This is a genomic window from Amycolatopsis sp. SB7-3 (assembly GCF_041021335.1).
GTDB classification, from domain to species: Bacteria; Actinomycetota; Actinomycetes; order Mycobacteriales; family Pseudonocardiaceae; genus Amycolatopsis; species Amycolatopsis japonica.
On record NZ_JBFPJQ010000001.1, the window covers coordinates 649,621 to 673,122 of the forward strand.

Below are 23,502 nucleotides of genomic sequence, written 5' to 3' on the forward strand. Positions count from 1 at the left end.
CGGGTTCGTCACCTGTCGACGCGGCGTTACGATCCGGACATGAGGATCGCCTTCGCCGCCGACGACCGGAACGCCACCACGGACGCCGTCCAGGCGTATCTCGCCGAGGCGGGCCACGAGGTGCTGCGCCCGGCGGCGTCGGACGTCTGGCCGGAACTCGGTGCGGCGGTGGGCCGGGCGGTCGCGGACGGTGAGGCCGATTTCGGCGTGGTGATGTGCTGGACCGGGACGGGTACGGCGATCGCGGCCAACAAGGTGCCCGGGGTCCGCGCGGCGCTGGCCTGGGACACCTGGATCGCCGCGGGCGCGCGCAAGTGGAACGACGCGAACGTGCTGGCCCTGAGCCTCAAGCGGCTCGCACCCGACGTGGCCGTCGAAATCACCGACGTGTTCCTTTCCGGCGTCCTGCCCGACCCCGACGAATCCGCGAATATCGCCCGGCTCGGCGAAATGGACGAGTTCCGCCGCTGAACGGCAGCGGACCAGTGAACGATTAACGCTGTCGAACGTATTAGGCCGTTAGCAGGAAAATCACCACTCTACGTAGTGATGCTTCCCATATTGGTCCAGACCACGTACCGTCTCCCGCAACAAAGCGTTCCGCATGGAGGTGGTCGATGAAGACTCATCCCCGCCTGCCCGGTTTCGGCCGAGGCAACGCGATGTCGCCGATTTCCCTTTGACGAAATCATCTCCAAGATCATTTCCCGGCACCGGGTTGTAAGGAGTGAAATGTCGAGAAAAAGATGGCATCTGGTCGGCCTGTTCACGGCCGTCGCGGCGCTCGCGGTCGGTCTCGTGACCGTCCCGGCGAACGCGGCGGGCGGGGTCGGAGCCACCCTGACCAAGGGCTCGGACTGGGGGTCCGGCTGGGAAGGCAAGTACACGATCACCAACAACTCGGGATCCAGCCTCAGTTCCTGGACCCTCGAGTTCGACCTCGCGGCGGGACACTCGATCGCTTCGCTGTGGGACGGCAGCTACACCGTCTCCGGCCAGCACGTGACCGTCAAGAACACCTGGAACGGCAACCTTTCCAACGGTGGCTCGACCAGCTTCGGCTTCAACGTCAAGTACTCCGGCACCTACACCGCGCCCGCCAACTGCAAGATCAACGGCGGCTCCTGCGACCCGGGTGGCGGCAACCCGACCACGACGCCGACCACACCGACCACCACGACGTCCAATCCCCCGACGTCGACCAGCACGAGCAACCCGCCGACCACCACCACGCCTTCGAACCCGAACCCGGGCGCGAAGAAGAACCTCGGCTACTTCGTGCAGTGGGGCGTCTACGGCCGTAACTACCACGTGAAGAACATTCACACTTCCGGTTCCGCGGCCAAGCTGACGCATATCAACTACGCGTTCGGCAACGTCACCAACGGTTCCTGCACGGCGAACGACGACACCTACGCCGACTACGACAAGTTCTACGACGCCGGGTCCAGTGTGGACGGTGTCGCGGACACGTGGGACGCGGGCGCGCTGCGCGGTAACTTCAACCAGCTGCGCAAGCTGAAGAAGATGTACCCGGGTCTGAAGGTGCTGTGGTCGTTCGGTGGCTGGACCTGGTCCGGCGGCTTCGGCCAGGCGTCGAAGAACCCGACCGCCTTCGCGGAATCCTGCTACAAGCTGATCAAGGACCCGCGCTGGGCCGACGTCTTCGACGGCATCGACATCGACTGGGAGTACCCGAACGCCTGCGGTCTCACCTGTGACACCAGCGGTCCCGCCGCGATCAAGAACGTGGCACAGGCGCTGCGCACCAAGTTCGGCTCCTCGTTCCTGGTCACCGCCGCGATCACCGCGGACGCCAGCAGCGGCGGCAAGATCGACGCCGCCGACTACGGCCCCGCCTCGGCGTACTTCGACTGGTACAACGTCATGACGTACGACTTCTTCGGCGCTTGGGCGGCGCAGGGCCCGACGGCCCCGCACTCGCCGCTGACGTCCTACCCCGGCATCCCGCAGCAGGGCTTCAACTCCGACGACGCCATCCAGAAGCTCAAGGCCAAGGGGGTCCCGGCGAGCAAACTGTTGCTGGGTATCGGTTTCTACGGCCGAGGCTGGACCGGCGTCACCCAGGACGCCCCGGGCGGCACCGCGACCGGTGCGGCGCCGGGCACGTACGAGGCGGGTATCGAGGACTACAAGATCCTCAAGAACAGCTGCCCGTCGACCGGCACGATCGCGGGTACCGCGTACGCGAAGTGCGGCAACAACTGGTGGAGCTACGACACTCCCGCCACCATCAACGGAAAGATGGGCTGGACCAAGAACCAGGGTCTCGGCGGCGCGTTCTTCTGGGAGCTCAGTGGCGACACCTCGAACGGTGAACTGGTCACGGCCATGCGCAATGGCCTGAACTGAGAGGTTGACTGTGGCTAAGCGGACTTGGATCCAGGCCATCGGCCTGTCCGCCGCTGCCGCAACGGCCGGCGCGGTCCTCGTGATCGCGCCGGCCTCCGCGGCCGGCGGCGTCGGTGCCGCCTTCAGCAAGGGCTCCGATTGGGGCTCCGGCTGGGAGGGCAAGTACACGATCAGCAACAACTCGGGATCGAGCCTTCCCGCCTGGACGGTCGAATTCGACCTCCCGGCCGGGCACTCGATCGCTTCGCTGTGGGACGGCAGCTACTCGGTCTCCGGACAGCACGTGACGGTGAAGAACACCTGGAACGGCAACCTTTCCAACGGTGGCAGCACCAGTTTCGGGTTCAACGTCAAGTACTCCGGCGGCTACGTCGCCCCGGCGAACTGCAAGATCAACGGTGGTTCGTGCGATCCGGGCGGTGGCGGCCCGACCACGACGCAGACCACGCCCACCAGCACGACCACGACATCGACGTCGACCTCCCCGACGACCACCACGAGCAACCCGCCGCTGCCCGGCGGCCGTGGCGCGCCGTATCTGTACATGGGCTGGGGAAGCCCGCCGAACCCGCAGACGGTGATGAACGCGACCGGGATCAAATGGTTCACGATGGCGTTCATCCTGTCGTCCGGTGGCTGCAACCCGGCTTGGGACGGCAGCCGTCCACTGCAGGGCGGTGTCGACGCGAACGCGATCGCGCAGATCAAGGCCGCGGGCGGGCAGATCGTGCCGTCCTTCGGCGGGTGGAGCGGCAACAAGCTCGGCCCGAACTGCTCGACACCGGAAGCGCTCGCCGGCGCTTACCAGAAGGTGATCGACGCCTACGGTCTCAAGGCGATCGACATCGACATCGAGAACACCGACGAATTCGAGAACGCGACCGTGCAGGACCGCGTGCTGAACGCGCTGAAGATCGTGAAGGCGAACAACCCCGGTATCCAGACCATTCTCACCTTCGGCACGACGACCACCGGCCCGAACTCCTGGGGTCAGCGGCTCATCGACCAGTCGAAGGCGCTGAACGCCGGGATCGACGTCTACACGATCATGCCGTTCGACTTCGGTGGCGGCGCGGACATGTACGGCAACACGATCAACGCCGCGAACGGTCTGCGGGACAAGCTGCAGTCGACCTTCGGGTGGAACGACGCCACGGCGTACGCCCACCTGGGCATCAGCGGGATGAACGGTCTTTCGGACCAGCGGGAACTCACGAGTCTCGACACCTGGACCCGGATCACGAACTGGTCGAAGACCAACAAGATCGCCAGGCTGGCGTTCTGGTCGACCAACCGTGACCGGGGCTGCCCGAACGGCGGGGTCGCCGAGAACTGCAGTGGTATCGCACAGAACGACTGGGACTTCACGCGGATCACCGCGGGCTTCTGACGTCCCTTTGCTCCCCGAACTGCGGGCCCGCACCGATGCTGCACGGTGCGGGCCCGCTCCCTTGTGCCCGCATTTCGTCCTCTGAATGCGATCGTTGCACGCGCAAGGATCGCATTCAGAGGACGAAATGCGGGCGTCCTTCGCTGGGCTCCGGGTGCGGCGCCCGCAAGGCCTGAGTACGTGAAGGCCCCCTTCACTGCGTCTAGCGCAGTGAAGGGGGCCTTCACGTACTTGCGGGACCACAAGCGGCGCGTTTAGTCCTCTGAATGCGGATCAGGGCAAGGCGTTCAGGAACGGCTCATGGGCGTTCTGGAACTCCCATCCGTAGTACCGGTCCCAGTTGATCGACCACGTCATCAGCCCCCGCAGCGCCGGCGAAGCACCGCCACGCAAGGAATACGACCCGCATCCGGAGTTCTTCACCAGGCAGTTCAGCGCCGAATGCACCGCCGCCGGCGCGGTGTGCCCGTTGCCCGCGCTCACCGCGGCGGGCAGGCCGAACGCGATCTGGTCCTCCCGCAGCCCCGGGAACCGGAATCCGGTCGACGACACCGTGAAACCCGCCTTGATCATGTCGGTCATCGCGATGTGGAAATCCGCGCCGCCCATGAAGTGGTACTGGTTGTCCAGGCCCATCACCGGTCCGGAGTTGTAGTCCTGGACGTGCAGCACGGTCAGCGCGTCCCGCATCGCGTGGATCACCGGCAGGTACGAACCCGTCCGGTTGTCGGCGCCGCCGAGGCCGCCGTAGTACTGGTATCCGGTCTGCACGAAGAACGTCTCCGGCGCCATCGTCAGCACGAATCCCGCACCGTAGCGGGCTTTCAGGGTCTTCAACGCCGAAATGAGATTGACGATCACCGGCGTGGTCGGATTGCGGAAATCGTTGTCGCCGGAGTTGAGGTACAGCGAGTGGCCCTCGAAGTCGATGTCGAGCCCGTTCAGCCCGTACCGGTCGATGATCGCGGACACCGAATTGACGAAGGCGTCGCGCGCCGCGGTCGTGGTCAGCTGGACCTGACCGTTCTGGCCGCCGATGGAGATCAGCACCTTCTTGCCCTGCGCCTGCTTCGCGCGGATCGCGGCGATGAAGTCCGCGTCGCTTTCCACGGTCGGGCATTCCGCGACCGGGCACCGCGTGAAGCGGATGTCGCCGGAGGTCACCGAAGTCGGCTCACCGAAGGCCAGGTTGATGATGTCCCACGCCGCCGGGACGTCGGCCATCCGCGTGTAGCCGGACCCGTTGGCGAAACTCGCGTGAAGGTAGCCGATCAGCGCGTGTTTCGGCAGGCCGGTGTCGACGCACCCGGAGGTCGTGGCGCCCGCTTCGGTGGTCTTCGGCGATTCACCCGCGCTGTTGTACGCGGCCACCGAGTAGTTGTGCGACGAACAGGCCGTCAGCCCCGAGATCGTCGCCGAAGTCCCGGTCACCGTCGCGACCACGGTCCCGCCCTCGTACACGCGATAGCCGGTCACCGTCCCCACCGAGGCGCCCCACGAGAGCGCGATCGACGAGTTCGTCACCGTGCCGACGGCCGGGTTTCCCGGGGCCGGCGGCGCGCCGGGGGTGCCACCGCCGGGCCCGTCGAGGCTGATGTCGTCCGCGTAGAAGGTGCCCGATCCGTACCAGCCGTGGACGTACACCTCGGCCGTCGTCTGCGTGGCCGACGTCGTGAACGAGAGCGAGAGCTGCGTGTACGAGGTCGCCGCGGTCCAGGTCGACGGCCCGCCCGTGACGCCGAGGTACACCGGGTTCCCGTTCACCCAGGCCGAAACCGCGTAGGTCGTGTTCGGCCGGACGGATACCGTCTGTGCGCATTTCCCGATCGTCGAGCCGGGCGTGACCGAAACGGCGTAACCGCCCGAACGGACCGGTGTGCTCACGGCCGCGCCCGCCGCGCAGGACCAGCCGGAGGTCGAACCCGCCTCGAAACCGGGATTGAGGAGCAGGTTGGCCGCGTTCGCGGTGCCACCGCCGGTGATCAGGCCGGTGAAGGTGAGCACCAAAACGGCCAGAAATGCCATCGATCTGGAACGCCTCATCGCGATTCCTCCGTGAAAGGGCGGCCTGCCGCCGCGCTGGGCTAATTGTCTAGACCAATCTGGCGAAAGTCCATACCCCGCGCCCACCAGGGTCCAAAGACCCGACTACTCCGGGCTCCTATACCGGTGTGACGCGCGGGCGCGCTCCGTAACGTCGGAAGGGCCAAAGAGGGCTGGGGGCTTTCGGGAGGTGGGGATGATGGGAACGCACAGGAGCGTGCCGAGAACGGGCGATCCGGCGTGATGACGGTGTCCGAAGCAGTGCGCCCCACCTACGTACCCCGGCCGGGGGAACCGGACGGCGAGCTGATCCGTGCGGCGATCAGCGGTGACCGGCGGGCCGTCGAGAGCCTGCTGGCCCTGCTGCGGCCGATCGTGTTCCGGTACTGCGCGGGGAGGCTGGGCGCGACGACACGCGGCGTCGCCGGCGCCGAGGACTGCGCGCAGGAGGTCCTGATGGCCGTCCTCGTCGCGTTGCCGCGCTACAGCTACCAGGACAACAGCTTCCTGCCGTACGTCTTCGGGATCGCCTCGCACAAGGTCGCCGACATCCGCCGCAACCTCGCGCGCGACCCGTCCGCGCCGGTGCCCGATCCGGAGCCCGAACAGGACGGACCGTGGAACCCGACGTTCGAAGAGGTCGAGAGGGCGGATCGCGGCCGCCGGCTGTCCCGGCTGTTCGAGGTTCTTTCGGCGAAGCAGCGCGACGTGCTGGTGCTGCGCGTGATCCACGGATACAGCGCCGAGGAGACCGCGGGCGCGCTGGGCATGGCGAGCGCGGGCGCGGTCCGCGTCACCCAGCACCGCGCCCTCAACGAACTGCGCCGTGTGCTGCGCGAGGATCCCGATTTCGCCGGTGGATTCACCTTCTTCTAGGAAGAGGACTTACGGCGCTGGGTCGCGTAGACGGCGGCGGCGGTGCGCCGTTCGAAGCCGAGCTTGTGCAGCAGGGACGACACGTAGTTCTTGACCGTCTTCTCCGCCAGGTACAGCTTTTCCGCGATCTGGCGGTTGGTCAGCCCGTCGGCGATGTGGTCGAGCACCCGCCGCTCCTGCGGGCTCAGCTGTTCGTACCGCGGGTCCGGGACATCGGTCTCGCCGCGCAGCCGGTTCATCACCGACGCCGTCAGCGTGCTGTCCAGGAGCGATCCGCCCGCGGCGACCGTGCGGACGGCCTTGACCAGCGCGCCCCCGGAGACCTGCTTGAGCATGTAACCCGCCGCGCCCGCCATGATCGCGCCGAACAACGCGTCGTCGTCCGAATAGGACGTCAGCATCAAGCAGGCGGGCGGTGGGTCGATGGACGCCCGGATCTCCCGGCAGACACTCACTCCCTCACCGTCCGGCAGCCGGACGTCGAGCACCGCGACCTGCGGTTTGACCGCGGGGATCCGCACGTACGCCTCGGCGGCGGTGGACGCTTCGCCGACCACGGTGAAATCGTCCTCGGCCTCGAAAACGGTTTTGAGCCCGGTGCGCACGAGTTCGTGATCGTCCAGCAGGAACACCGAAATCGTCATCCCACACTCCCCTGTCGGGCCGGCAGTTCCACCGACCAGTCGAGCCTCGTGCCGCCTTCGGGCCGCGCCTCGACGCGGAACGTCCCGTTCCACCGGGCCGCGCGTTCGGCGAGGTTCACCACCCCGCTGCGATGGCCGGGTTCGGCGGGCATGCCGACGCCGTCGTCCACCACCGAGAGTTTGAGCCACCGCCCGTCGCGATCGACCGCGACGTCGACCGAGACCGTCGTCGCCGCGGCATGTCTGACCACATTGGACAGTGCTTCGCGCAGCGTCGCGATGAGGTCCGAGCGGACCGTGTCCGGCACGGTGGAATCGAGCGGCCCGTCGAACCCGACCCGGGGCTCCGACGCGCACCCCGCGTCCAGCGCGACCCGCAGCAGCTCCGACCGGAGGCTGCCCTGCGCCTCGGCCGGTTCCTGCAGGGAGAAGATGCTGTTGCGGATCTCGCGGATGGTGCGGTCGATCTCGTGCGCGAAGCCGGTCACCCGGTCGGCGACGGCGGGTTCGCTCGCGAGCCTGCTGAGCCCCTCCAGCCCGAGCCCGATCGCGAACAGCCGCTGGATCACCAGGTCGTGCAGATCGCGGGCGATCCGGTCGCGGTCTTCGAAGACGGCGAGCCGCTGCCTGTCCTGTTGCGCGCGGGCGAACTCGACCGCGAGCGCGGCGTGCGCGGCGAAGGTCTCGGCCAGCTGGACGTCGTAGGCGGAGAACGGGGTCCGGTCGCGGAACTTCGCGACCAGCAGGACACCGAGCTTCTCCTCGCCGACGATCAGCGGGACGGCGACCGTGGAGTCGAGATCCTTGATCGCCGCGGGCATCACGGCGCCGCGATCGCCCTGGTACTCGACCACCTTCTCGCCGTAATCCCGGACCACGACGGGTTTTCCGGTGGTGAACGCCATCCCGGTCGCGGTGCCCTCGGTCGGCACGGCGATACCGGCGAGCTTGTCCGAGTCCGGACCAGGCGGCTCGACGATCTCGAAGACCAGTTGCCCGTCGCCGCGTGGCCGGGCCACCGCGCCCGCGGTCCCGCCCGCGACGACGCGGGCGCGTTCGGCGATCAGGCGGAGGGTCGCGGTCAGATCCTGGTCGGTCAGGAGCGCGCCGGTGACGTGGTACGAGGCTTCGAGCCAGCGCTCGCGCCGCTGCACCTGGTCGAACAGCGCGGCGTTCTCGATCACCACACCGGCCGCCGCGGTGAGCGCGACGAGCAGGTCGTCCTCGGATTCGGTGAACTCCTCACCGTCCGGTTTGCGGGCCAGGTACAGCATCCCGAAGATGCGGCCGCGCATCCGGATGGGCACCACGCGGGCGTCGTCGTCGGACGGCGGCCGCTCCCAGGCCTCCCCGAAGCGGATGAACTCGTCCGAATCGAGCACGCTGAGCGCGCCGAACGGCGCCCCCGTCAGCTCGCAGGCGGATTCGACCATCCGCCGCAGGACGTCGGACAGGCTGAGATCGTGGGCGATCCCCGCCACCGCGTCCAGAATCCTCGGCGCCTTGGCGTCACTCGCCGCACTCACCCGCCGCACCGCCGTCACCGTCCCGGAGTAACTCCCCGGGCAGTGGGGTCAGGAATGACAAACGCGCCCGGATCGCTCATCTGGTGCGTCGATCACGGACAGTGCTTCGTTACTGCAAGCGCCGAGGATCCTTCGACCGGTTACCGACTCGATGGGGATCCGGAGATACCGGGAGTCCGTCCGGCCGGTCCAGCAGCCCAGCGGCAAGGTCTCGAGTTCGGCGATCACCAGGGGGTCGCGCACCTCGGAGGCGCGGCCGACGACGGTGACGAACCAGCCCGTCCCCAGGTCCTTGGCGAACTCGTCGACGGCGAACGCCACCACACTGTCGAGTATCCCGGCGAACAGCGCGCTCTGTGACGGCGTCCGCACCACGATCGCGCCGTGGTGCAGCGCGAACCGCGCCGGCTGGATGGCGGGCATGGCCCGGGAGGTGAACACCACCCGGCCGAGCCCGGCCCGCGCGAGCAGCGCCAGGCACTGCTCGCGATCGAGCGTTTCGAGACCCAAGGAGTCGGACATCGGCATCCCCGCGTTCTCGTAGTTCCTCTGCGTCGAGGTCCACGGTCCCCGGCTTACCGACTCGCCGGTAGGGCCGATGGACCCGGCCCGTGCGGGGGATGCCGGGCTACGCCTTGGGCGAGAGCAGGACGACGGGGATCTCCCGGTCGGTCTTGGTCTGGTACTGCGCGTAGTTCTTGAAGTCCGCGGTGATCTTCGGCCACAGGCGGGCGCGCAGATCGGCGTCGGCGACGCTCGCGACCATCGGCTTCGGGGCCTCACCCTTCAGCGTGACCTGGACGTCGGGGTTGTCGCGGAGGTTGAGGAACCACGCCGGGTGCTGGTCGTCGCCACCGCGGGAGGCGACGATGACGTACGCGTCGCCCTCGCGCAGCGGCGAGGTCAGCAGGACGGTGCGCGGCTGGCCGGATTTGCGGCCGATGGTGGTCAGTTCCAGCACGGTCATCCCGGCGACCTGCCAGCCGGCGCGGCCGCCGCTGACCTTCTGGATGACGCGGTGGACGGCGTTCATGGTCTTCAAGGCGAAATCGGAGGGCATGCGGAGAAGGCTACTCCGCTTTGGTCGCGACTTCGATTCCGTCCAGCAGGACGGACAGCGAGAACTCGAAGGCCTCCCTCGCCTCCTGCTCCAGGTAGGACACCGTTTCGTCCTCCATGCGGAACGCCTGCTCGGCCTCCATCCAGGTCAGCGTCGGGAATCGCTCGGCGAAGTCCGGCGAGACCTCCTTCAGATGCGCGGACCTCGCATGCCACCAATCGTCGTCGGACTGCCCTGTCACCTTTTCGGCGAGCCTGGCCTCCGAAGCCGTCCTGGCGGGCTCGCGCACGCACGAGTACAGCGCGCTGACCAGCCGTCGCAGCGCCGCCGGGCGCAACCCGGTCCGGCGCAGGATCTTCACCAGCGCCTCCAGCACGACGTACTCGTTCGGCCCGAGCACCGGCCGCGCCTGCGAGACCTGCAGGACCCAGGGGTGCCGCAGGTAGAAGTCCCAGAGACCCTCGGCCCAGCGCGCGGCGTCCGCACGCCAGCCGTCTCCGTCGTAAGCGACCGAGACCTCGGCGAGCGCCTTGTCGTACATGAGATCGACCAGTTCGCTCTTGCTCGGGACATAGGTGTAGAGCGCCATGGCCGTCCGGCCGAGCCTGTCCCCGACCGCGCGCATCGAGAGGCCCGCCATGCCTTCCGCGTCCGCGATGGCGATGGCGGTGTCGACGATCAGCTCCACCGAAAGCCCCGGTTTGGGCCCGGGCCGCTCGGCGTCCGGCGGCTCGGTCCGCCACAGCAGTGCCATCGACCGCCGAGGGTCCCCCTGCGCCGCGTAGACGACCACTTGCCAACTCCTTACAGCATAAACTAACCTCTGCTACCCTCACTTTACAGGCTAAAGAGTTCCAACCAGGGGAGAGCCATGCCTTCGGCCGCCGACAGCCACGACATGATCCAGGTGCGCGGAGCCAGAGAGAACAACCTCGCCGACGTCTCGGTCGACATCCCCAAACGCCGCCTCACCGTCTTCACCGGTGTCTCGGGGTCGGGGAAGTCGTCCTTGGTGTTCGGCACCATCGCCGCCGAGTCGCAGCGGCTGATCAACGAGACCTACACCGCGTTCATCCAGTCCTTCATGGCCCCGGTCGGACGGCCGGACGTGGACGCGCTGCGGAACCTGAGCGCCGCGATCGTCGTCGACCAGGAGCGGATGGGGGCCAACTCCCGCTCCACGGTCGGCACCGCGACCGACGCGCACACGATGCTGCGGATCGTCTTCAGCAGGCTGGGACAGCCGCATATCGGGACGTCGGGAGCGTTCAGCTTCAACCTCCCCGAGGGGATGTGCCCCGACTGCGAGGGGCTGGGGAAGGTCTCCAGCATCGACATCGACCAGCTCGTCGACAAAGAGCTTTCGCTCGACGAAGGGGCGATCACCGTCCCGAACTTCGCGCCCGGCAGCTGGTACTGGAAGGGACTGGCGGAGTCCGGTTTCGTGGATCCGGCGGTCAAGCTGAAGGACTACACCCCGCAGCAGTGGGAAGACTTCATGCACAAACCCGCCACCAAGATGAAGCTCGGCGGGTTGAACACCACCTACGAGGGCCTGCTGGTGAAGGTGCAGCGGCTGTTCCTGTCGAAGGACAAGGAAGCGACGCAACCGCACATCCGGGCCTTCGTGGACAGGGCGATCACGTTCCGGCGATGCCCGGCGTGCGACGGCGCGCGGCTCAACCAAGCGGCGCTGTCCTCGAAGATCGAGGGGCTGAACATCGCCGACTGCTCGTCGATGCAGATCAACGATCTCGCCGATTTCCTCCGCAAGATCGACGATCCGTCGGTGGGCCCGCTGATGCAGACCCTGCGCGGCACCCTCGACTCGCTCGTCGAGATCGGCCTCGGCTACCTGAGCCTCGATCGCGAATCCGGGACGCTTTCGGGCGGTGAGGCGCAGCGCGTGAAGATGGTGCGGCACCTGGGTTCCAGCCTCACCGACGTCACCTACGTGTTCGACGAGCCGACCGTCGGGCTGCACCCGCACGACATCCAGCGGATGAACGGTCTCCTGCTCCTGTTGAAGGACAAGGGGAACACGGTGCTCGTCGTCGAGCACAAACCGGAGACCATCGAGATCGCCGACCACGTCGTCGACCTCGGCCCCGGCGCGGGCCCGAACGGCGGGCAGATCTGCTACACCGGCGACGTCGCCGGCCTGCGGGCGTCCGGCACGCTGACCGGACGGCACCTCGACCACCGTGCCCGGCTGCGCACGGACGTCCGCGCGGCTCGCGGGCAGATCGAGATCCGCAACGCCACCCGGCACAACCTGCGCGGTGTCGACGTCGACATCCCGCTGGGCGTGCTGACCGTGGTCACCGGGGTCGCCGGTTCGGGCAAGAGCTCGCTCATCCACGGTTCACTGTCCACAAGGGACGACGTGGTGGTGCTCGACCAGTCGGCCATCCGCGGCTCGCGGCGCAGCAACCCGGCGACCTACACCGGACTGCTCGACCCGATCCGCACCGCCTTCGCCAAGGCCAACGGCGTCAAGGCGGCCCTGTTCAGCGCGAACTCCGAAGGCGCGTGCCCGAAATGCAAGGGCATCGGGCTGATCTACACCGACCTGGCGATGATGGCCGGGGTGGCGACGGTCTGCGAGGAATGCGAGGGCAAGCGGTTCACCGCCGAAGTCCTGACCTACAAACTGCGGGGCAAGGACATCAGCGAGGTGCTCGCCATGCCCGTCGCCGAGGCGCGCGAGTTCTTCCCGTCGGGGCAGGCGCGGACGATCCTGGACCGGCTTTCCGACGTCGGCCTCGGCTACCTCGGGCTCGGGCAGCCGCTCACGACGCTGTCCGGCGGGGAGCGGCAGCGGATCAAACTCGCCATCCGGATGGCGGAGAAGTCGGCGACCTACGTCCTCGACGAGCCGACCACCGGCCTGCACCTCGCCGACGTCGACCAGTTGCTGGGGCTGCTCGACCGGCTCGTCGACGACGGGAACACGGTGGTGGTCATCGAGCACCACCAGGCCGTGATGGCGCACGCGGACTGGATCGTCGACCTCGGGCCGGGCGCAGGTTCGGACGGGGGCCAGGTGGTGTTCACCGGGACTCCGGCCGATCTGGTCGCTTCGGGTGACACGCTCACGGCGCGGCACCTTCGCACCTACGTGGGCCGATAGCGCGTGCAATGAAAGGTCCTTTCCTTGCAAATTTTGCAAGGAAAGGACCTTTCATTGCAGCCGGGACCAACGCCGAACCGCTTCACGGAAAGCGGCTGCACCGATAAGCCCCAGCACCACCAAAGCCAGTCCCGAAGTCACCATCTCCACCGGCGAAGCCGCCAGCGGCGAAACCCCGGTCACCGACTCCAGTCCCACCACCGCGGTCAGCACCGAGTAGGCACCGATCGCCGCCCACACCAGCCGCACGCGCCGCCGTTCCGTCCAGTCCGCGAACCGCAGCAGCCAGGCGAGCCCCGGCACGATGAGGATCGCGTGCATCGCCACCGCGTGCAGCGGCTTCAGCGCGCCGGCGGTGGTGTACGCGAGCTGCGGATTCCCGCCCCGCGCCTCGACGACGCCGCTCGCGATCATCGCCGCGCCCGCGCCCAGCGCCACCAGCAGCGCGACGAGCCCGAACCGCACCGCGAGCCGCATGCTCGCGGTCGTCTCGCCCTCTCCGCGCATCGCCGCGGCCGTGAAGGTCACCGCCGTCAGGATGATGACGCCGCCGCCCGCCGCGAGCGTCGTCGACACGGCATTGTCGAAGCCGGTCTCGAAGTTGAAGTGCGACGGGACCCCGCGCCAGGCCTGCATGCTCACCAGCACCGTCTCCACGACACTCGCCCCCGTGAACACGCCGAGCAGCGTGTTCCGCACGCGTGGCCGCACCGCGACGTACGACGTCGCCCAGGCGACGGTGACCAACGTCAGCCCGAAGGACAGGCCGAACGTGACCGCCTTCCGCATCGACAGCGGCCCGGTCCACGAACCGCCGGACGCGATCAGCACGACCGCGTGCACGAGACCGCTGAGGAACAGGAGCGCCCCGGTCGTATAGGCGACGCGTTCGATCGTCCGAGTCATGCCGTCGAGTGTCTTCCGCGGCGACGCGGAAAGCGTCGGCCGTGAAGCGACACCGCGCGTACGTCCGTCTACGTACCTGAGACGCCCCTCAGCGAAAACGGCGGTAGAGACCAATGGGCTGTTAGTCTGGCCGTCATCATGCCCCGCATCCTTGTCCGCGTCGCCGCGTTGATCGCCGTCCTCGCCCTCCTGTTCGGTGTGCCGTGGTGGACGATCATCGGCTCCCCCGAACTCCCGGCCGCGCTCGAAGTCCTCGGAACGATCGTGTTCGCGGTCGCGGCCGTCGCCGTGCCCGCGTGCATGGTCCTCGGCCACGGCCCTTGGCAGCGCGACCTCGCCGCGAAGATCGGCGACCTCTCCCTCGGGCTGATCTGGTTGCTGTTCTCGTTGTCCGTACTCGGGAACGTGCTGCGGCTGATCCTCGTCGTGTCCGGAGTGGACGGTGCGGCGGGCATCGTGTCCGGCGTCGTGCTGGTGGTCTTCGCGGCGCTGGCGGCGTACGGGATGGTCGAGGCCCGGCGCGTACCGAGGCTCAAGGAACTCGACGTCGTGCTCCCCCGCCTCGGCGCGGGGCTCGACGGCCTCCGCTTCGCGATCATCACCGACACCCATTTCGGCCCGCTGAACCGGACGAAGTGGTCGGAGAAGGTCGTCGAAGTGGTGAACGAACTCGACGCCGACGTCGTCGCCCACGCGGGTGACCTCGCGGACGGTTCCGTCGCCCAGCGGCGGGAGCAGGTCGCGCCGCTCGGAAAGGTGCGGGCGAAACTCGGCAAGTTCTACATCACCGGCAACCACGAGTACTTCGGCGAGGCGCAGGCCTGGCTCGACCATATGCGCGACCTCGGCTGGGAGCCGCTGCACAACCGGCATCTGCCCGTCCACCAGGGCGGCGACACACTGGTCTTCGCCGGGATCGACGACCCGACCGGCGCCGCCTCCGGCCTGCCCGGCCACGGCCCCGACCTCCCCGCCGCGCTCGACGGCGTCGCCGCGAGCACCCCGGTCGTCCTGCTCGCCCACCAGCCGAAGCAGGTCAAGCAGGCCGCGGAAGCCGGTATCGACCTCCAGATCTCCGGGCACACCCACGGCGGCCAGATCTGGCCGTTCCACCTTCTGGTCCGGCTCGACCAGCCCGTACTGGCCGGTCTTTCGCGCCACGGCGAGCGCACGCAGCTCTACACTAGCCGCGGCACCGGCTTCTGGGGACCGCCGCTGCGCGTCTTCGCGCCGAGCGAGATCACCCTCCTGACCTTGCGAAACGGCAAGTAGCCACCCCGTTGCGACACCTCTCGGCGTCCCATCGGCACTACCGACAAATTTTTTTGTCTTGACAACTGAGGCTTTCGGGGCGAGAGTTGTGCCAACGCACCCCGCCCCGAAAGGCAGACCCCGATGACCATCACCGCCACCCGGACCCACGTCGCGCTTCCCGCCCGCGCCCTGCTCGCCTGCGGCGCCGTCTCGGGTCCGCTGTACTTCCTGACCTCGCTCACCCAGGCCGCCGTGCGCGACGGCTTCGACCTGACGAAGCACCCGGCGAGCATGCTGAGCAACGGCGACGCCGGCTGGATCCAGGTGACGAACTTCCTGGTCACCGGGGTCCTGATGATCGCGGGGGCGGTCGGCCTGAGCCGGACGCTCGAACCGGGCAGAGGCAGCACGTGGGGGCCACGGCTGCTGGGCGTCTTCGGTGTGAGCCTGCTCTTCGCCGCGGTCTTCAAGGCCGACCCGGGCAACGGCTTCCCGGCCGGTTCCGGTCCCGCCACCATCAGCACCGCGGGCATCCTGCACATGGCCGCCGGCTCGATCGGTTTCCTCTCGCTGATCGTCGCGACCTTCGTGTTCGCGAGCCGCTTCTCCCGTGAGGGCCACCGCGGCTGGGCCGTCTACTCCCGCGCCACCGGCATCGCGTTCTTCGCCGCCTTCGCCACGATGAGCTCCGGCAACGCGAACGCCGTCGTGATGCTCGCCTTCTGGGCCGCCGTGATGCTGGCCTGGGGCTGGGTCACCGCCGTCATCCTCCGCACCACCCGCTGAACGACTACAGGAGAATTCCCGCCATGAGCACCGTGACCTCGCAAGACGGCACCACCATCGCCTACACCCGCACCGGCTCCGGCCCCGCCGTCATCCTGGTCGACGGCGCGATGTGCCATCGCGAGTTCGGCCCGGCCAAGCCGCTGGCCGCCGAACTGGCCGCGCACTTCACCGTCTACACCTACGACCGCCGCGGCCGCGGCGAGAGCGGCGACACCGCGCCGTTTTCCGTCGCCCGCGAAGTCGAGGACATCGCGGCACTGATCAAGGAAGCGGGCGGGACGGCCCACGTCTACGGGATCTCGTCCGGCGCCGCGCTCGCCCTCGAAGCCGCGAAGGCCGGGCTGCCGATCACGAAACTGGCGGTCTACGAATTCCCGCTGGTCGTCGACGACACGCGCCCGCCGGTCCCGGCCGACTACGACGAGCGGCTGGAGAAGGCCATCGCCGCCGGAAAGCCTGGCGCCGCGATCAAGACCTTCATGCGGGAAGGCGTCCGCGTCCCGGCGCCGGTCGTCTTCATGATGCAGTTCATGCCCGCGTGGCCGAAGCTGAAGAAGGTCGCGCCGACCCTGCGCTACGACGCCGCGCTGTTCGACGGTCTGCACGACGGCACCCCGCTGCCCGAAGGCCGTTGGGCGAGCGTTTCCGTGCCGACGCTGGTCATGGACGGCAGCAAGAGCCCTGCGTGGGTCCGCAACGGTGTCGCCGCGCTGGCGAAGGCGGTCCCCGGCGCCGAGCACCGCACGATTGAGGGCCAGACGCATATGCTCAAGCCGAAGGCCGTTGCCCCAATCCTGATCGAGTACTTCACCGACTGACGGAGCGATCACGATGATCGAACTGGTCGAAGGCGACATCACCGAACAACAGGTCGACGTCGTGGTCAACGCCGCGAACTCGTCACTGCTCGGCGGCGGCGGGGTGGACGGCGCGATCCACCGCCGCGGCGGGCCGGAGATCCTCACCGAATGCCGGGCTCTGCGCGCGGGCCACTACGGCAAGGGGCTGAAGACCGGAGAGGCGGTCGCCACCACGGCGGGCCGCCTCCCGGCGCGCTGGGTGGTGCACACCGTCGGGCCGGTGTGGTCCGATTCCGAAGACCGTTCGGCATTGCTGGCGGCGTGCCACCGCAACTCGCTGCACGTCGCCGCCGACCTCGGCGCGCACACCGTGGCGTTCCCCGCGATCTCGACCGGGATCTACCGGTGGCCCGTCGAGTCCGCGGCGGAAATCGCCCTCGAGACCGTGACGAACACGCTCGCCGCCGGGTCGTGCTCGGTGGAACTGGTGCGGTTCGTGCTCTTCGGGACGGCCGCCTACGACGTGTTCCGGGAGCAGGCGGACGCGATGGGCCTGGGTGGGTCGTGAGTGGCGTTTCGGGCCGGGGCCTTGAGTACCTGCTGGACTTTGGCTGTGGCTGATCGCGGGTCGGGTCCGTGAAGGCCTCCTTGCCTACCCTGAAGGTAGTGAAGGAGGCCTTCACTACCTTCAGAGATCGACACCTGCAGCTCACCTGCACCAGCAACCACCACGGCGGCGCGTGAAGGCCTTCCCCAAGTGCCCGACCCGGTGGTCGTGAGTGGCGTTTCGGGTTAGAACCCGAAACGCCACTCACGACCCACTTGACCCACTACACACCGGCAGGTGAGGCGGCCTGCGCGACCAGCTCCCGCGGCGCCCCGCTCCCGTCCGCGGGCACCGACCAGACCGCCGAGTCCACGCCGTACGCCACGGTCCGGTCGTCCAGCCAGGCCGCCTGGTCGTCCACGCTCCGCGTCTCGGCCAGCATGGTCTCCTTGCCGGAGGCCAGATCGAGGACGGCCAGCCGCCACGGCGCCGCGAGATCGGCGGAGACCTTCTTCTTGAACGCGATCCGCTTCGCGTCCGGCGAGAGCGACGGGCATTCGACGTTCTCCCGGATCATCCTCGCGACGAGCTTCTCGTAGTCCGCCTCGACCAGGTACGTCTTCCCCTTCGTCCCCACGGTCGCGTAGAACTTCTTGCCGTCGGGCGCGAAGGTGATCCCCCAGTAGTTCACGTCGGACGAGTAGTACGGCTTGCCGTCGAGCAGGAGCCCCATCTCCTCGATGCTCTTCGTCAGTTTCCCGGTGGTCAGGTTGAAGATCCCCGCCCTGGTCGAAAACCCGGTCTCCGCATAGGAATCCCCGTTGACGAACAGCGTCCAGTAGGCGAGCTTCCCGTCCGGCGAGACCCGGCCGCGGCTGGGGGTGCCGGGCAGTTCGATCCGGCGGATCTCCTTGAGGTCTTTGTCCAGCACGATGACGTCGGTCATCGGCGGCAGCACCCCCGGCTGCGCGGCCAGGCAGAGCACCGTCCCCGCCGAAGCGGCGAACCGGTCGCAGCTGAGGCCGGACACCTTCCGGGGTTCGCCGGGACGGTCGGCCGGGACGGTGGCGAGATGGCCGAAGTCGGGGCCTTCGGCGGTGTTGCGGAACAGCAGTTGTCCCTTGGCCTGCACCGAAACCGGCTGCCCGGTCACGACGGCGACCGAGTTGACGGCCGGCCCGCGGTCCCGGGAGAGGACGCCGTAGCCGACGGCCGCCGCGATCAGGACGACGACCGCCGCCGCCACTCCCAGGATCCGCGCCCTCATGCGTAGGTCCGCAACGGACGGAGGACGGCGGCCGCCACGACCACCACGGCCAGCGCGCCCGCGGCGACCAGGACCGCGGCGTGCAGATCCCAGGTGGTCCAGGCGAGTCCGAAAAGGACGGACGCGAGCATCCGCGTCGTCGCCTGCCCGGTCTGCACCAGCGCCAGCCCGCTCGCGCGCTGGTGTTCGGGCAGCAGCGGCCCGGCGGCGGCCATCAGGACACCGTCGGTGGCCGCGTAGAAGACACCGTGCAGCACGAGCGCCAGCACCGCGAGGATGCCGCCGTCCACCGGGCCGAGCAGCGCCAGCAGCGCGACGACCAGTGCGACGTGCCCGCCGAGGAACACCTTCCAGCGGCCGATCCGGTCCGAAAGCCTGCCGAACGGAACGGCGAGCAACAGGTACACCCCCGCGGTTCCCAAGGGCAGCAAGGGAAAGAAGACCGCGCCGAGTTCCCAGCGGCGCTGCAGCACGAGGTAGAGGAACGAGTCGCTGAGGGTGACCAGGCCCAGCAGCGCCGCCCAGACACAGATCCGCCGGAACGACGCCTGCCGGATCAGGCCCGCCGTCTCCCGCAAGGAGACCTTGGTCCGCTCGGCTCGTGGCTTCGGCTGGTGGTCCTTGACCAGCACCACCAGGATGATCACGCCGATCGCGGCGATGCAGAAGCTCGTGAAGAACACCGAGTCGTAGCTGCCCAGGCTGAGCCAGAGCACGGCCATCGCGACCAGCGGGCCGAGGAACGCGCCGAAGGTGTCCATCGCGCGGTGCACGCCGAACGCGCGGCCGAGGTGTTCGGGATCGCTGCTCAAGGTGATCAGCGCGTCGCGCGGGGCGGTCCGGACACCTTTGCCGGTGCGGTCGGCCGCGAGCACGGCGCCGATCGCGACGGTGGACGAACCCGCCAGCATCAGGCCGATCTTGCCCAGCGCCGAGAGCCCGTAACCGAAGCAGGCGACCGCCTTGAGCTTCTGCCAGCGGTCCGCGAGATGGCCGCCGACGAGCCGGACGACGGCGGTGACACCGGAATAGAGGCCGTCGAGCACACCGAACTGCAGCGGGCTCAGGCCGAGACCGAGGACGAGGTAGAGCGGGAGGACCGCGGTCACCATCTCCGACGAGATGTCGGTGACGAGGCTGACCAGGCCGAGCGCGACGACGTTCCCGGTGACGGCCCGTTTGACGCCGCTCTTCGGGACATCCGCCGCGGCGTCCGATCCCCTACTGGTGGCGATGTACATGGGAGACCTCCAGCGCCGGAAGGAGGTGCCGCGCCGCGACGCGGCACCTCCTCACGGGAATCAGTGGCAGGTGTAGGTGGGAGAGGAGTCGATCGTCTTGCCGTCGAGACCGATCAGCTGGGTCGAGAAGGCGTTGTCCGACATGTTCAGCTTGAGCACGCCGTAGGTCGAGATCGCCTTCGCGGTGGCCGGGTGTTCGGTCTTGACCGGGTAGAGAGTCGCCCCGCCGCCACCGCCGATGATCTGCACCGGACCGGCCGCGTCCTTGTCGCCGTCGGCGTTCTGCGGGTAGAAGCGCTCGTAGTGGTGGTCGTGCCCGTTGAGGACCAGGTCGACCTTGTTCTGGACCATGGTCTCCCAGAGCGTCGCCATCTTGTCGTTGTCGCCGTGGTCACCCGACGTGTAGCGCGGGTGGTGGTAGTACGCGGCGACGCAGGGCTTGGTGTTGCTCTTCAGGTCCTGCTTGATCCAGTTCAGCTGCTCGTCGCTGATCGCGTTCGCGGCCAGACCGGGCGAGAACTCCGTGCTGTCGATGGCGACGAAGTGCCAGTTGCCCATTTCCCAGCTGTAGTAGGTCTTCCCGTTCGGCGTCGCGATCTTGCCGAAGTACTGCTTGTAGGCGCCCAGCGGGGTGTGGTCGTAGGTCTCGTGGTTGCCGGGGACCGGGTGCATGATGCTCTTGTACTTGCCCCAGGTCTTGTCGAAGTAGCTCGTGAAATCCTCGATGTGGGCGTCGTCGTACTGGTTGTCGCCCATGGTGATCACCGCGGCCGGGTTCATCTGGCCGACCAGCGCGGCGGTCTTCGGGTGGATGCACGAGGACGAGGACGCGGTGCACTGTTCGGCGATGTCACCGGAAGCGGCGAGCACGAACGACGAGCCGCCCGCCTGCGTGGTCGCCTGCACCTGGTTGCTGGCCGCCGAGGTGTTGCCGGCGGCGTCCTTCGCACGGACCGTGTAGGTGTACGCGGTCGACGCGCTCAGCCCGCTGTCGGTGTAGGAAGCGCTTTCAGTTGTGCCGACGACCTGACCGTTCCGCAGCACCTCGTAGCCGCTGACGCCGACGTTGTCCGTCGAACCGGTCCACGTCAAGTCCACAGTGGACGCGGTGACCGAACCGGCCTTGAGGTTCGTCGGCGCGGTGGGCGCCTGCGTGTCGCCGGACGAGTCCGACGTTCCGTAAACCTGCATCTCCCAAAGGGAGTAGCCGTAACTGGTGGCGCGTTTGGTGCCGACGAGGCGCAGATACCGGCCGCGGCCGGACAGCCCGGTGAGATCGTCGGTCCCGCCGTTGCCGCCGGTGACGGACTTGATCGTGGTCCACGCCGAGCCGTCGTTGGAGACTTCCAGGCGATACGCGCTGGCGTACGCGGCCTCCCAGTTCAGCTTGACCCGGTTGATGGCCGAGGGGCCGCCGAGGTCGATGCGGATGAACTGCGGGTCCACGCCTTCGGCGCTCGCCCAGCGGGTGCTCGTCTTGCCGTCGACCGCGAGCGGGCCGCCGTAGGACGACGACTCCACCGAGGAGACGAGGACAGGTTTTCCTTGGGACAAAAGGACATCAGCGGCTTGCGCGTTGCCGCTGAGCAGCGTCGGCAACAGGATGGCGGCCGCGCCTAGTGGCAGTAGTCGGGTTCGGGCCTTCACATCGATCTCCCCGGGAATCCTTGGCGGCGGGTTGAGAGGGACGGGTGCGCGGCGTTCACTTCGAGTACACTTGTTCGTTTGGTAAGTTTCCTAACGAATGCGTACGGTAATCCGTACCACTCAGTGAGTCAAGACGTAGACTCGTCCCATGACCGGCGCATTGATCTTCGACTTCGACGGGACGCTGGTCGACACCGAGGCGGCCGTCCTCGTGGCCTGGCAGGAGACCTTCCGCGCCCGCGGCGACGAACTCCCCCTCGACGTCTGGCACACCGTGATCGGCACGCAGAACACCGCCGTCGCGATGTTCGAACTGCTGGAGAAGAACGACGAGAACCTCGACCGGGTCGCGGTCCGCACCGGCGTCCGCGCCAGGGTCACCGAACTGCTGGAAACCGTGGGGCCGCGCCCCGGCGTCGAGGAGTACCTCGCGGACGCGAAGGAGCAGGGCCTGCGGCTGGCCATCGCGTCCAGCTCAACCGGCGACTGGGTCACCACCCACCTGAACCGGCTCGGCCTCGCGGACGCGTTCGAGGCCGTGCTCACCGGCGACCTCCACCAGGCGAAGCCGAGCCCGGACCTCTACCTGGCCGCCCTCGCCGCACTGGACCTGCCCGCTTCCGAGGCGATCGCGTTCGAGGACTCACCGCACGGCGTCACCGCGGCGAAGGCCGCCGGACTCGAATGCGTCGCCGTGCCGAACGCGATCACCGCGGTGCTGAACTTCGACCACGCCGACCTCGTGCTGGGCTCGCTGGCCGACAAACCGCTGGGCGAGCTACTCAGCCGTTGAGGGACGAAGGCCCCTGCCCGTCGTCGGTACAGGTGGTCGTGAGTGGCGTTTCGGGTTCTAACCCGAAACGCCACTCACGACCCACCCAGCCCAAGCGTCACCGGCGCCGGACTGCTCAACCGTCGAGCAGCTCGCCCAGCCGGACGAGGAACGGGCGCTGCCCCTTGAGCAGCTTCTCCTCGGCGTCGGCCAGCCCGAACCAGGCGACCCTGTCGACCTCCGGGAACTCCTGCGTCCGGCCCGACCGCGGCGGCCACTCCATCTCGAAGACACCCGGCACGACCTGAGCCGGGTCGAGGTCGCCCTCCACCGCCCAGACGGTCACGACCTTGCCGCCGGACTGCTTCACCTCGCCGAGCGGGAGGTACTCCCCCTCCGGCGCCGGCAGCCCCAGCTCCTCCTGGAACTCGCGCCGCGCGGCGGCCTCCGGCGTCTCGTCCGGCTCGTACTCGCCCTTGGGCACCGACCAGCCGCCCGCGTCCTTCTTCGCCCAGAACGGCCCGCCCATATGCCCGAGAAGTACCTCGGTCACCTCGCCCGACCTGCGGAAGAGCAGGATCCCGGCACTCGTCTTACCCGCCATGCCGTCCAGTCTGGCCTTGCTCCGACCGGGTGATGTGACCGGCCCGCGAAAAAAGTTTCGTCGTGGATGTCGATTCGCGTCGATCCCGTCCGACGCGTTGTCAGAAGCCGCCCGACAGACACTCCCGGAAGGACCGGAACCATGACGCAGACAATCACCCCCGCCGAGACCACCACCGCCACCACCTCGCGCGCCGCCAAGGCCCAGGGCGCGATCCAGTCGGCCGTCCGGATCGTCGTCTCGTTCCTCTTCCTCTGCCACGGTTTGCAGGGATTCGGCTTCTTCGGTGGCGTCGACGGCGCGGGCGGCTCGGTCGAGCTCGGTTCCTGGCCCGGCTGGTACGGCAGCGTGATCGAGGTCGTCGGCGCCGCGCTGGTGCTGGTGGGTCTGTTCACCCGGCCGGTCGCGGTGCTCCTCTCCGGCGTCATGGCCTACGCCTACTTCACCGTGCACGCGCCGGAAGGGCTGCTGCCGCTGCAGAACATGGGCGAGCTGTCGACCCTCTACTGCTGGATCTTCCTGCTGATCGCCGCGATCGGCCCGGGCACCTACGCCCTCGACACCCTGCGCCGCCGCCGCTGAACGGGAATCGCGAGGCCCCTTTCCTGGATTGATTCCAGGAAAGGGGCC

General features: G+C 68.2%; 22 protein-coding genes. 11 read left to right on the forward strand and 11 right to left on the reverse strand.

The genetic code is table 11. The features are described 5' to 3' along the window. Positions 1 to 39: 39 nt before the first annotated feature. From AB8M46_RS03105 to AB8M46_RS03115, 3 genes are all read left to right on the forward strand, one after another. Entirely contained in the window at positions 40 to 471 is a 432-nt protein-coding gene (locus AB8M46_RS03105) for an RpiB/LacA/LacB family sugar-phosphate isomerase (RefSeq protein WP_037341626.1), read from the forward strand. Between the two features lie 261 nt (positions 472 to 732). Next, entirely contained in the window at positions 733 to 2,373 is a 1,641-nt protein-coding gene (locus AB8M46_RS03110) for a glycosyl hydrolase family 18 protein (protein ID WP_394359496.1), read from the forward strand. A gap of 37 nt (positions 2,374 to 2,410) precedes the next feature. Further along, positions 2,411 to 3,763 carry a cellulose binding domain-containing protein gene (locus AB8M46_RS03115; RefSeq protein WP_394360835.1) on the forward strand — a complete coding sequence of 451 codons (1,353 nt, stop codon included), beginning with the start codon at positions 2,411 to 2,413 and terminating at the stop codon, positions 3,761 to 3,763. A gap of 273 nt (positions 3,764 to 4,036) precedes the next feature. On the opposite strand, the gene AB8M46_RS03120 is transcribed toward AB8M46_RS03115, so the two are convergent. Further along, complete coding sequence (locus tag AB8M46_RS03120) at positions 4,037 to 5,806, reverse strand: chitinase (RefSeq protein WP_394359497.1); 1,770 nt, start codon at positions 5,804 to 5,806, stop codon at positions 4,037 to 4,039. A 243-nt stretch (positions 5,807 to 6,049) separates the two neighbouring features. Here AB8M46_RS03120 and AB8M46_RS03125 point away from each other — a divergent pair, with 243 nt between their 5' ends. Continuing rightward, entirely contained in the window at positions 6,050 to 6,682 is a 633-nt protein-coding gene (locus AB8M46_RS03125; RefSeq protein WP_394359498.1) for a sigma-70 family RNA polymerase sigma factor, read from the forward strand. Here AB8M46_RS03125 and AB8M46_RS03130 read toward each other — a convergent pair. The 5 genes from AB8M46_RS03130 to AB8M46_RS03150 all read right to left on the reverse strand — a co-directional run bounded on the left by AB8M46_RS03130 (position 6,679) and on the right by AB8M46_RS03150 (position 10,705). Next, positions 6,679 to 7,326, reverse strand: a complete 648-nt coding sequence (locus AB8M46_RS03130; RefSeq protein WP_037341610.1) for a response regulator transcription factor — start codon at positions 7,324 to 7,326, stop codon at positions 6,679 to 6,681. The genes AB8M46_RS03125 and AB8M46_RS03130 overlap by 4 nt on opposite strands. Next, positions 7,323 to 8,870 (reverse strand): GAF domain-containing protein, encoded by a 1,548-nt coding sequence (locus tag AB8M46_RS03135; RefSeq protein WP_125734505.1) that lies wholly within the window; start codon positions 8,868 to 8,870, stop codon positions 7,323 to 7,325. The genes AB8M46_RS03130 and AB8M46_RS03135 overlap by 4 nt, the downstream gene beginning before the upstream one ends. 30 nt (positions 8,871 to 8,900) lie before the next feature. Then, the gene (locus tag AB8M46_RS03140; protein WP_037341604.1) at positions 8,901 to 9,380 is read right to left on the reverse strand and encodes a pyridoxamine 5'-phosphate oxidase family protein; all 480 of its coding nucleotides are present in this window, start codon (positions 9,378 to 9,380) and stop codon (positions 8,901 to 8,903) included. 100 nt (positions 9,381 to 9,480) lie between these two features. Continuing rightward, positions 9,481 to 9,912: a nitroreductase family deazaflavin-dependent oxidoreductase gene (locus AB8M46_RS03145; RefSeq protein WP_037341601.1), complete on the reverse strand. Its 432-nt coding sequence runs from the start codon at positions 9,910 to 9,912 to the stop codon at positions 9,481 to 9,483. Positions 9,913 to 9,922: 10 nt separating this feature from the next. Further along, positions 9,923 to 10,705, reverse strand: coding sequence for a TetR/AcrR family transcriptional regulator (locus AB8M46_RS03150; RefSeq protein ID WP_394359499.1), 783 nt, complete (start codon positions 10,703 to 10,705; stop codon positions 9,923 to 9,925). Positions 10,706 to 10,783: 78 nt separating this feature from the next. Between AB8M46_RS03150 and AB8M46_RS03155 the strand changes: the two genes are divergently transcribed. After that, positions 10,784 to 13,045 carry an ATP-binding cassette domain-containing protein gene (locus tag AB8M46_RS03155; protein WP_394359500.1) on the forward strand — a complete coding sequence of 754 codons (2,262 nt, stop codon included), beginning with the start codon at positions 10,784 to 10,786 and terminating at the stop codon, positions 13,043 to 13,045. A 51-nt stretch (positions 13,046 to 13,096) separates the two neighbouring features. On the opposite strand, the gene AB8M46_RS03160 is transcribed toward AB8M46_RS03155, so the two are convergent. Next, a complete protein-coding gene (locus tag AB8M46_RS03160; protein ID WP_394359501.1) occupies positions 13,097 to 13,951 on the reverse strand; it encodes a hypothetical protein in 855 nt (284 codons plus the stop codon). 138 nt (positions 13,952 to 14,089) lie between these two features. On the opposite strand from AB8M46_RS03160, the gene AB8M46_RS03165 reads away from it, so the two are divergent. The 4 genes from AB8M46_RS03165 (at position 14,090) to AB8M46_RS03180 (ending at position 17,362) form a co-directional block, all read left to right on the forward strand. Continuing rightward, complete coding sequence (locus AB8M46_RS03165) at positions 14,090 to 15,223, forward strand: metallophosphoesterase (RefSeq protein WP_378428961.1); 1,134 nt, start codon at positions 14,090 to 14,092, stop codon at positions 15,221 to 15,223. Between the two features lie 123 nt (positions 15,224 to 15,346). Beyond that, complete coding sequence (locus AB8M46_RS03170; protein ID WP_394359502.1) at positions 15,347 to 15,991, forward strand: DUF998 domain-containing protein; 645 nt, start codon at positions 15,347 to 15,349, stop codon at positions 15,989 to 15,991. Positions 15,992 to 16,014: 23 nt separating this feature from the next. After that, positions 16,015 to 16,812: an alpha/beta fold hydrolase gene (locus AB8M46_RS03175; RefSeq protein WP_394359503.1), complete on the forward strand. Its 798-nt coding sequence runs from the start codon at positions 16,015 to 16,017 to the stop codon at positions 16,810 to 16,812. A gap of 13 nt (positions 16,813 to 16,825) precedes the next feature. Beyond that, a complete protein-coding gene (locus AB8M46_RS03180; RefSeq protein WP_037341587.1) occupies positions 16,826 to 17,362 on the forward strand; it encodes an O-acetyl-ADP-ribose deacetylase in 537 nt (178 codons plus the stop codon). A 262-nt stretch (positions 17,363 to 17,624) separates the two neighbouring features. Here the strand turns inward: AB8M46_RS03180 and AB8M46_RS03185 are convergent, their stop codons facing one another. Genes AB8M46_RS03185 through AB8M46_RS03195 form a run of 3 tightly spaced genes read right to left on the reverse strand, consistent with a single transcriptional unit; the run spans position 17,625 to position 21,496 of the window. Then, positions 17,625 to 18,608, reverse strand: coding sequence for a hypothetical protein (locus AB8M46_RS03185; protein ID WP_394359504.1), 984 nt, complete (start codon positions 18,606 to 18,608; stop codon positions 17,625 to 17,627). Continuing rightward, positions 18,605 to 19,849: an MFS transporter gene (locus AB8M46_RS03190; protein ID WP_037341585.1), complete on the reverse strand. Its 1,245-nt coding sequence runs from the start codon at positions 19,847 to 19,849 to the stop codon at positions 18,605 to 18,607. The genes AB8M46_RS03185 and AB8M46_RS03190 overlap by 4 nt, the downstream gene beginning before the upstream one ends. A gap of 60 nt (positions 19,850 to 19,909) precedes the next feature. Beyond that, on the reverse strand, positions 19,910 to 21,496 hold the full coding sequence (locus AB8M46_RS03195; protein WP_378428385.1) for a discoidin domain-containing protein: 1,587 nt from the start codon (positions 21,494 to 21,496) through the stop codon (positions 19,910 to 19,912). A 148-nt stretch (positions 21,497 to 21,644) separates the two neighbouring features. On the opposite strand from AB8M46_RS03195, the gene AB8M46_RS03200 reads away from it, so the two are divergent. Next, complete coding sequence (locus tag AB8M46_RS03200) at positions 21,645 to 22,289, forward strand: HAD-IA family hydrolase (protein WP_125734496.1); 645 nt, start codon at positions 21,645 to 21,647, stop codon at positions 22,287 to 22,289. A gap of 115 nt (positions 22,290 to 22,404) precedes the next feature. Here the strand turns inward: AB8M46_RS03200 and AB8M46_RS03205 are convergent, their stop codons facing one another. Continuing rightward, on the reverse strand, positions 22,405 to 22,872 hold the full coding sequence (locus AB8M46_RS03205; protein ID WP_394359505.1) for an NUDIX domain-containing protein: 468 nt from the start codon (positions 22,870 to 22,872) through the stop codon (positions 22,405 to 22,407). A gap of 141 nt (positions 22,873 to 23,013) precedes the next feature. Here AB8M46_RS03205 and AB8M46_RS03210 point away from each other — a divergent pair, with 141 nt between their 5' ends. Continuing rightward, positions 23,014 to 23,454 (forward strand): DoxX family protein, encoded by a 441-nt coding sequence (locus AB8M46_RS03210; protein WP_038509043.1) that lies wholly within the window; start codon positions 23,014 to 23,016, stop codon positions 23,452 to 23,454. Positions 23,455 to 23,502: the final 48 nt, after the last annotated feature.

Excerpts from the sequence above, each read along its gene's own strand:
- AB8M46_RS03105 (WP_037341626.1), top strand. The coding sequence starts at position 40 with ATGAGGATCGCCTTCGCCGCCGACGACCGGAACGCCACCACGGACGCC.
- AB8M46_RS03110 (WP_394359496.1), top strand. The coding sequence starts at position 733 with ATGTCGAGAAAAAGATGGCATCTGGTCGGCCTGTTCACGGCCGTCGCG.
- AB8M46_RS03120 (WP_394359497.1), bottom strand. The coding sequence starts at position 5,806 with ATGAGGCGTTCCAGATCGATGGCATTTCTGGCCGTTTTGGTGCTCACC.
- AB8M46_RS03125 (WP_394359498.1), top strand. The coding sequence starts at position 6,050 with ATGACGGTGTCCGAAGCAGTGCGCCCCACCTACGTACCCCGGCCGGGG.
- AB8M46_RS03130 (WP_037341610.1), bottom strand. The coding sequence starts at position 7,326 with ATGACGATTTCGGTGTTCCTGCTGGACGATCACGAACTCGTGCGCACC.
- AB8M46_RS03140 (WP_037341604.1), bottom strand. The coding sequence starts at position 9,380 with ATGCCGATGTCCGACTCCTTGGGTCTCGAAACGCTCGATCGCGAGCAG.
- AB8M46_RS03145 (WP_037341601.1), bottom strand. The coding sequence starts at position 9,912 with ATGCCCTCCGATTTCGCCTTGAAGACCATGAACGCCGTCCACCGCGTC.
- AB8M46_RS03155 (WP_394359500.1), top strand. The coding sequence starts at position 10,784 with ATGCCTTCGGCCGCCGACAGCCACGACATGATCCAGGTGCGCGGAGCC.
- AB8M46_RS03160 (WP_394359501.1), bottom strand. The coding sequence starts at position 13,951 with ATGACTCGGACGATCGAACGCGTCGCCTATACGACCGGGGCGCTCCTG.
- AB8M46_RS03165 (WP_378428961.1), top strand. The coding sequence starts at position 14,090 with ATGCCCCGCATCCTTGTCCGCGTCGCCGCGTTGATCGCCGTCCTCGCC.
- AB8M46_RS03170 (WP_394359502.1), top strand. The coding sequence starts at position 15,347 with ATGACCATCACCGCCACCCGGACCCACGTCGCGCTTCCCGCCCGCGCC.
- AB8M46_RS03175 (WP_394359503.1), top strand. The coding sequence starts at position 16,015 with ATGAGCACCGTGACCTCGCAAGACGGCACCACCATCGCCTACACCCGC.
- AB8M46_RS03180 (WP_037341587.1), top strand. The coding sequence starts at position 16,826 with ATGATCGAACTGGTCGAAGGCGACATCACCGAACAACAGGTCGACGTC.
- AB8M46_RS03185 (WP_394359504.1), bottom strand. The coding sequence starts at position 18,608 with ATGAGGGCGCGGATCCTGGGAGTGGCGGCGGCGGTCGTCGTCCTGATC.
- AB8M46_RS03190 (WP_037341585.1), bottom strand. The coding sequence starts at position 19,849 with ATGTACATCGCCACCAGTAGGGGATCGGACGCCGCGGCGGATGTCCCG.
- AB8M46_RS03200 (WP_125734496.1), top strand. The coding sequence starts at position 21,645 with ATGACCGGCGCATTGATCTTCGACTTCGACGGGACGCTGGTCGACACC.
- AB8M46_RS03205 (WP_394359505.1), bottom strand. The coding sequence starts at position 22,872 with ATGGCGGGTAAGACGAGTGCCGGGATCCTGCTCTTCCGCAGGTCGGGC.
- AB8M46_RS03210 (WP_038509043.1), top strand. The coding sequence starts at position 23,014 with ATGACGCAGACAATCACCCCCGCCGAGACCACCACCGCCACCACCTCG.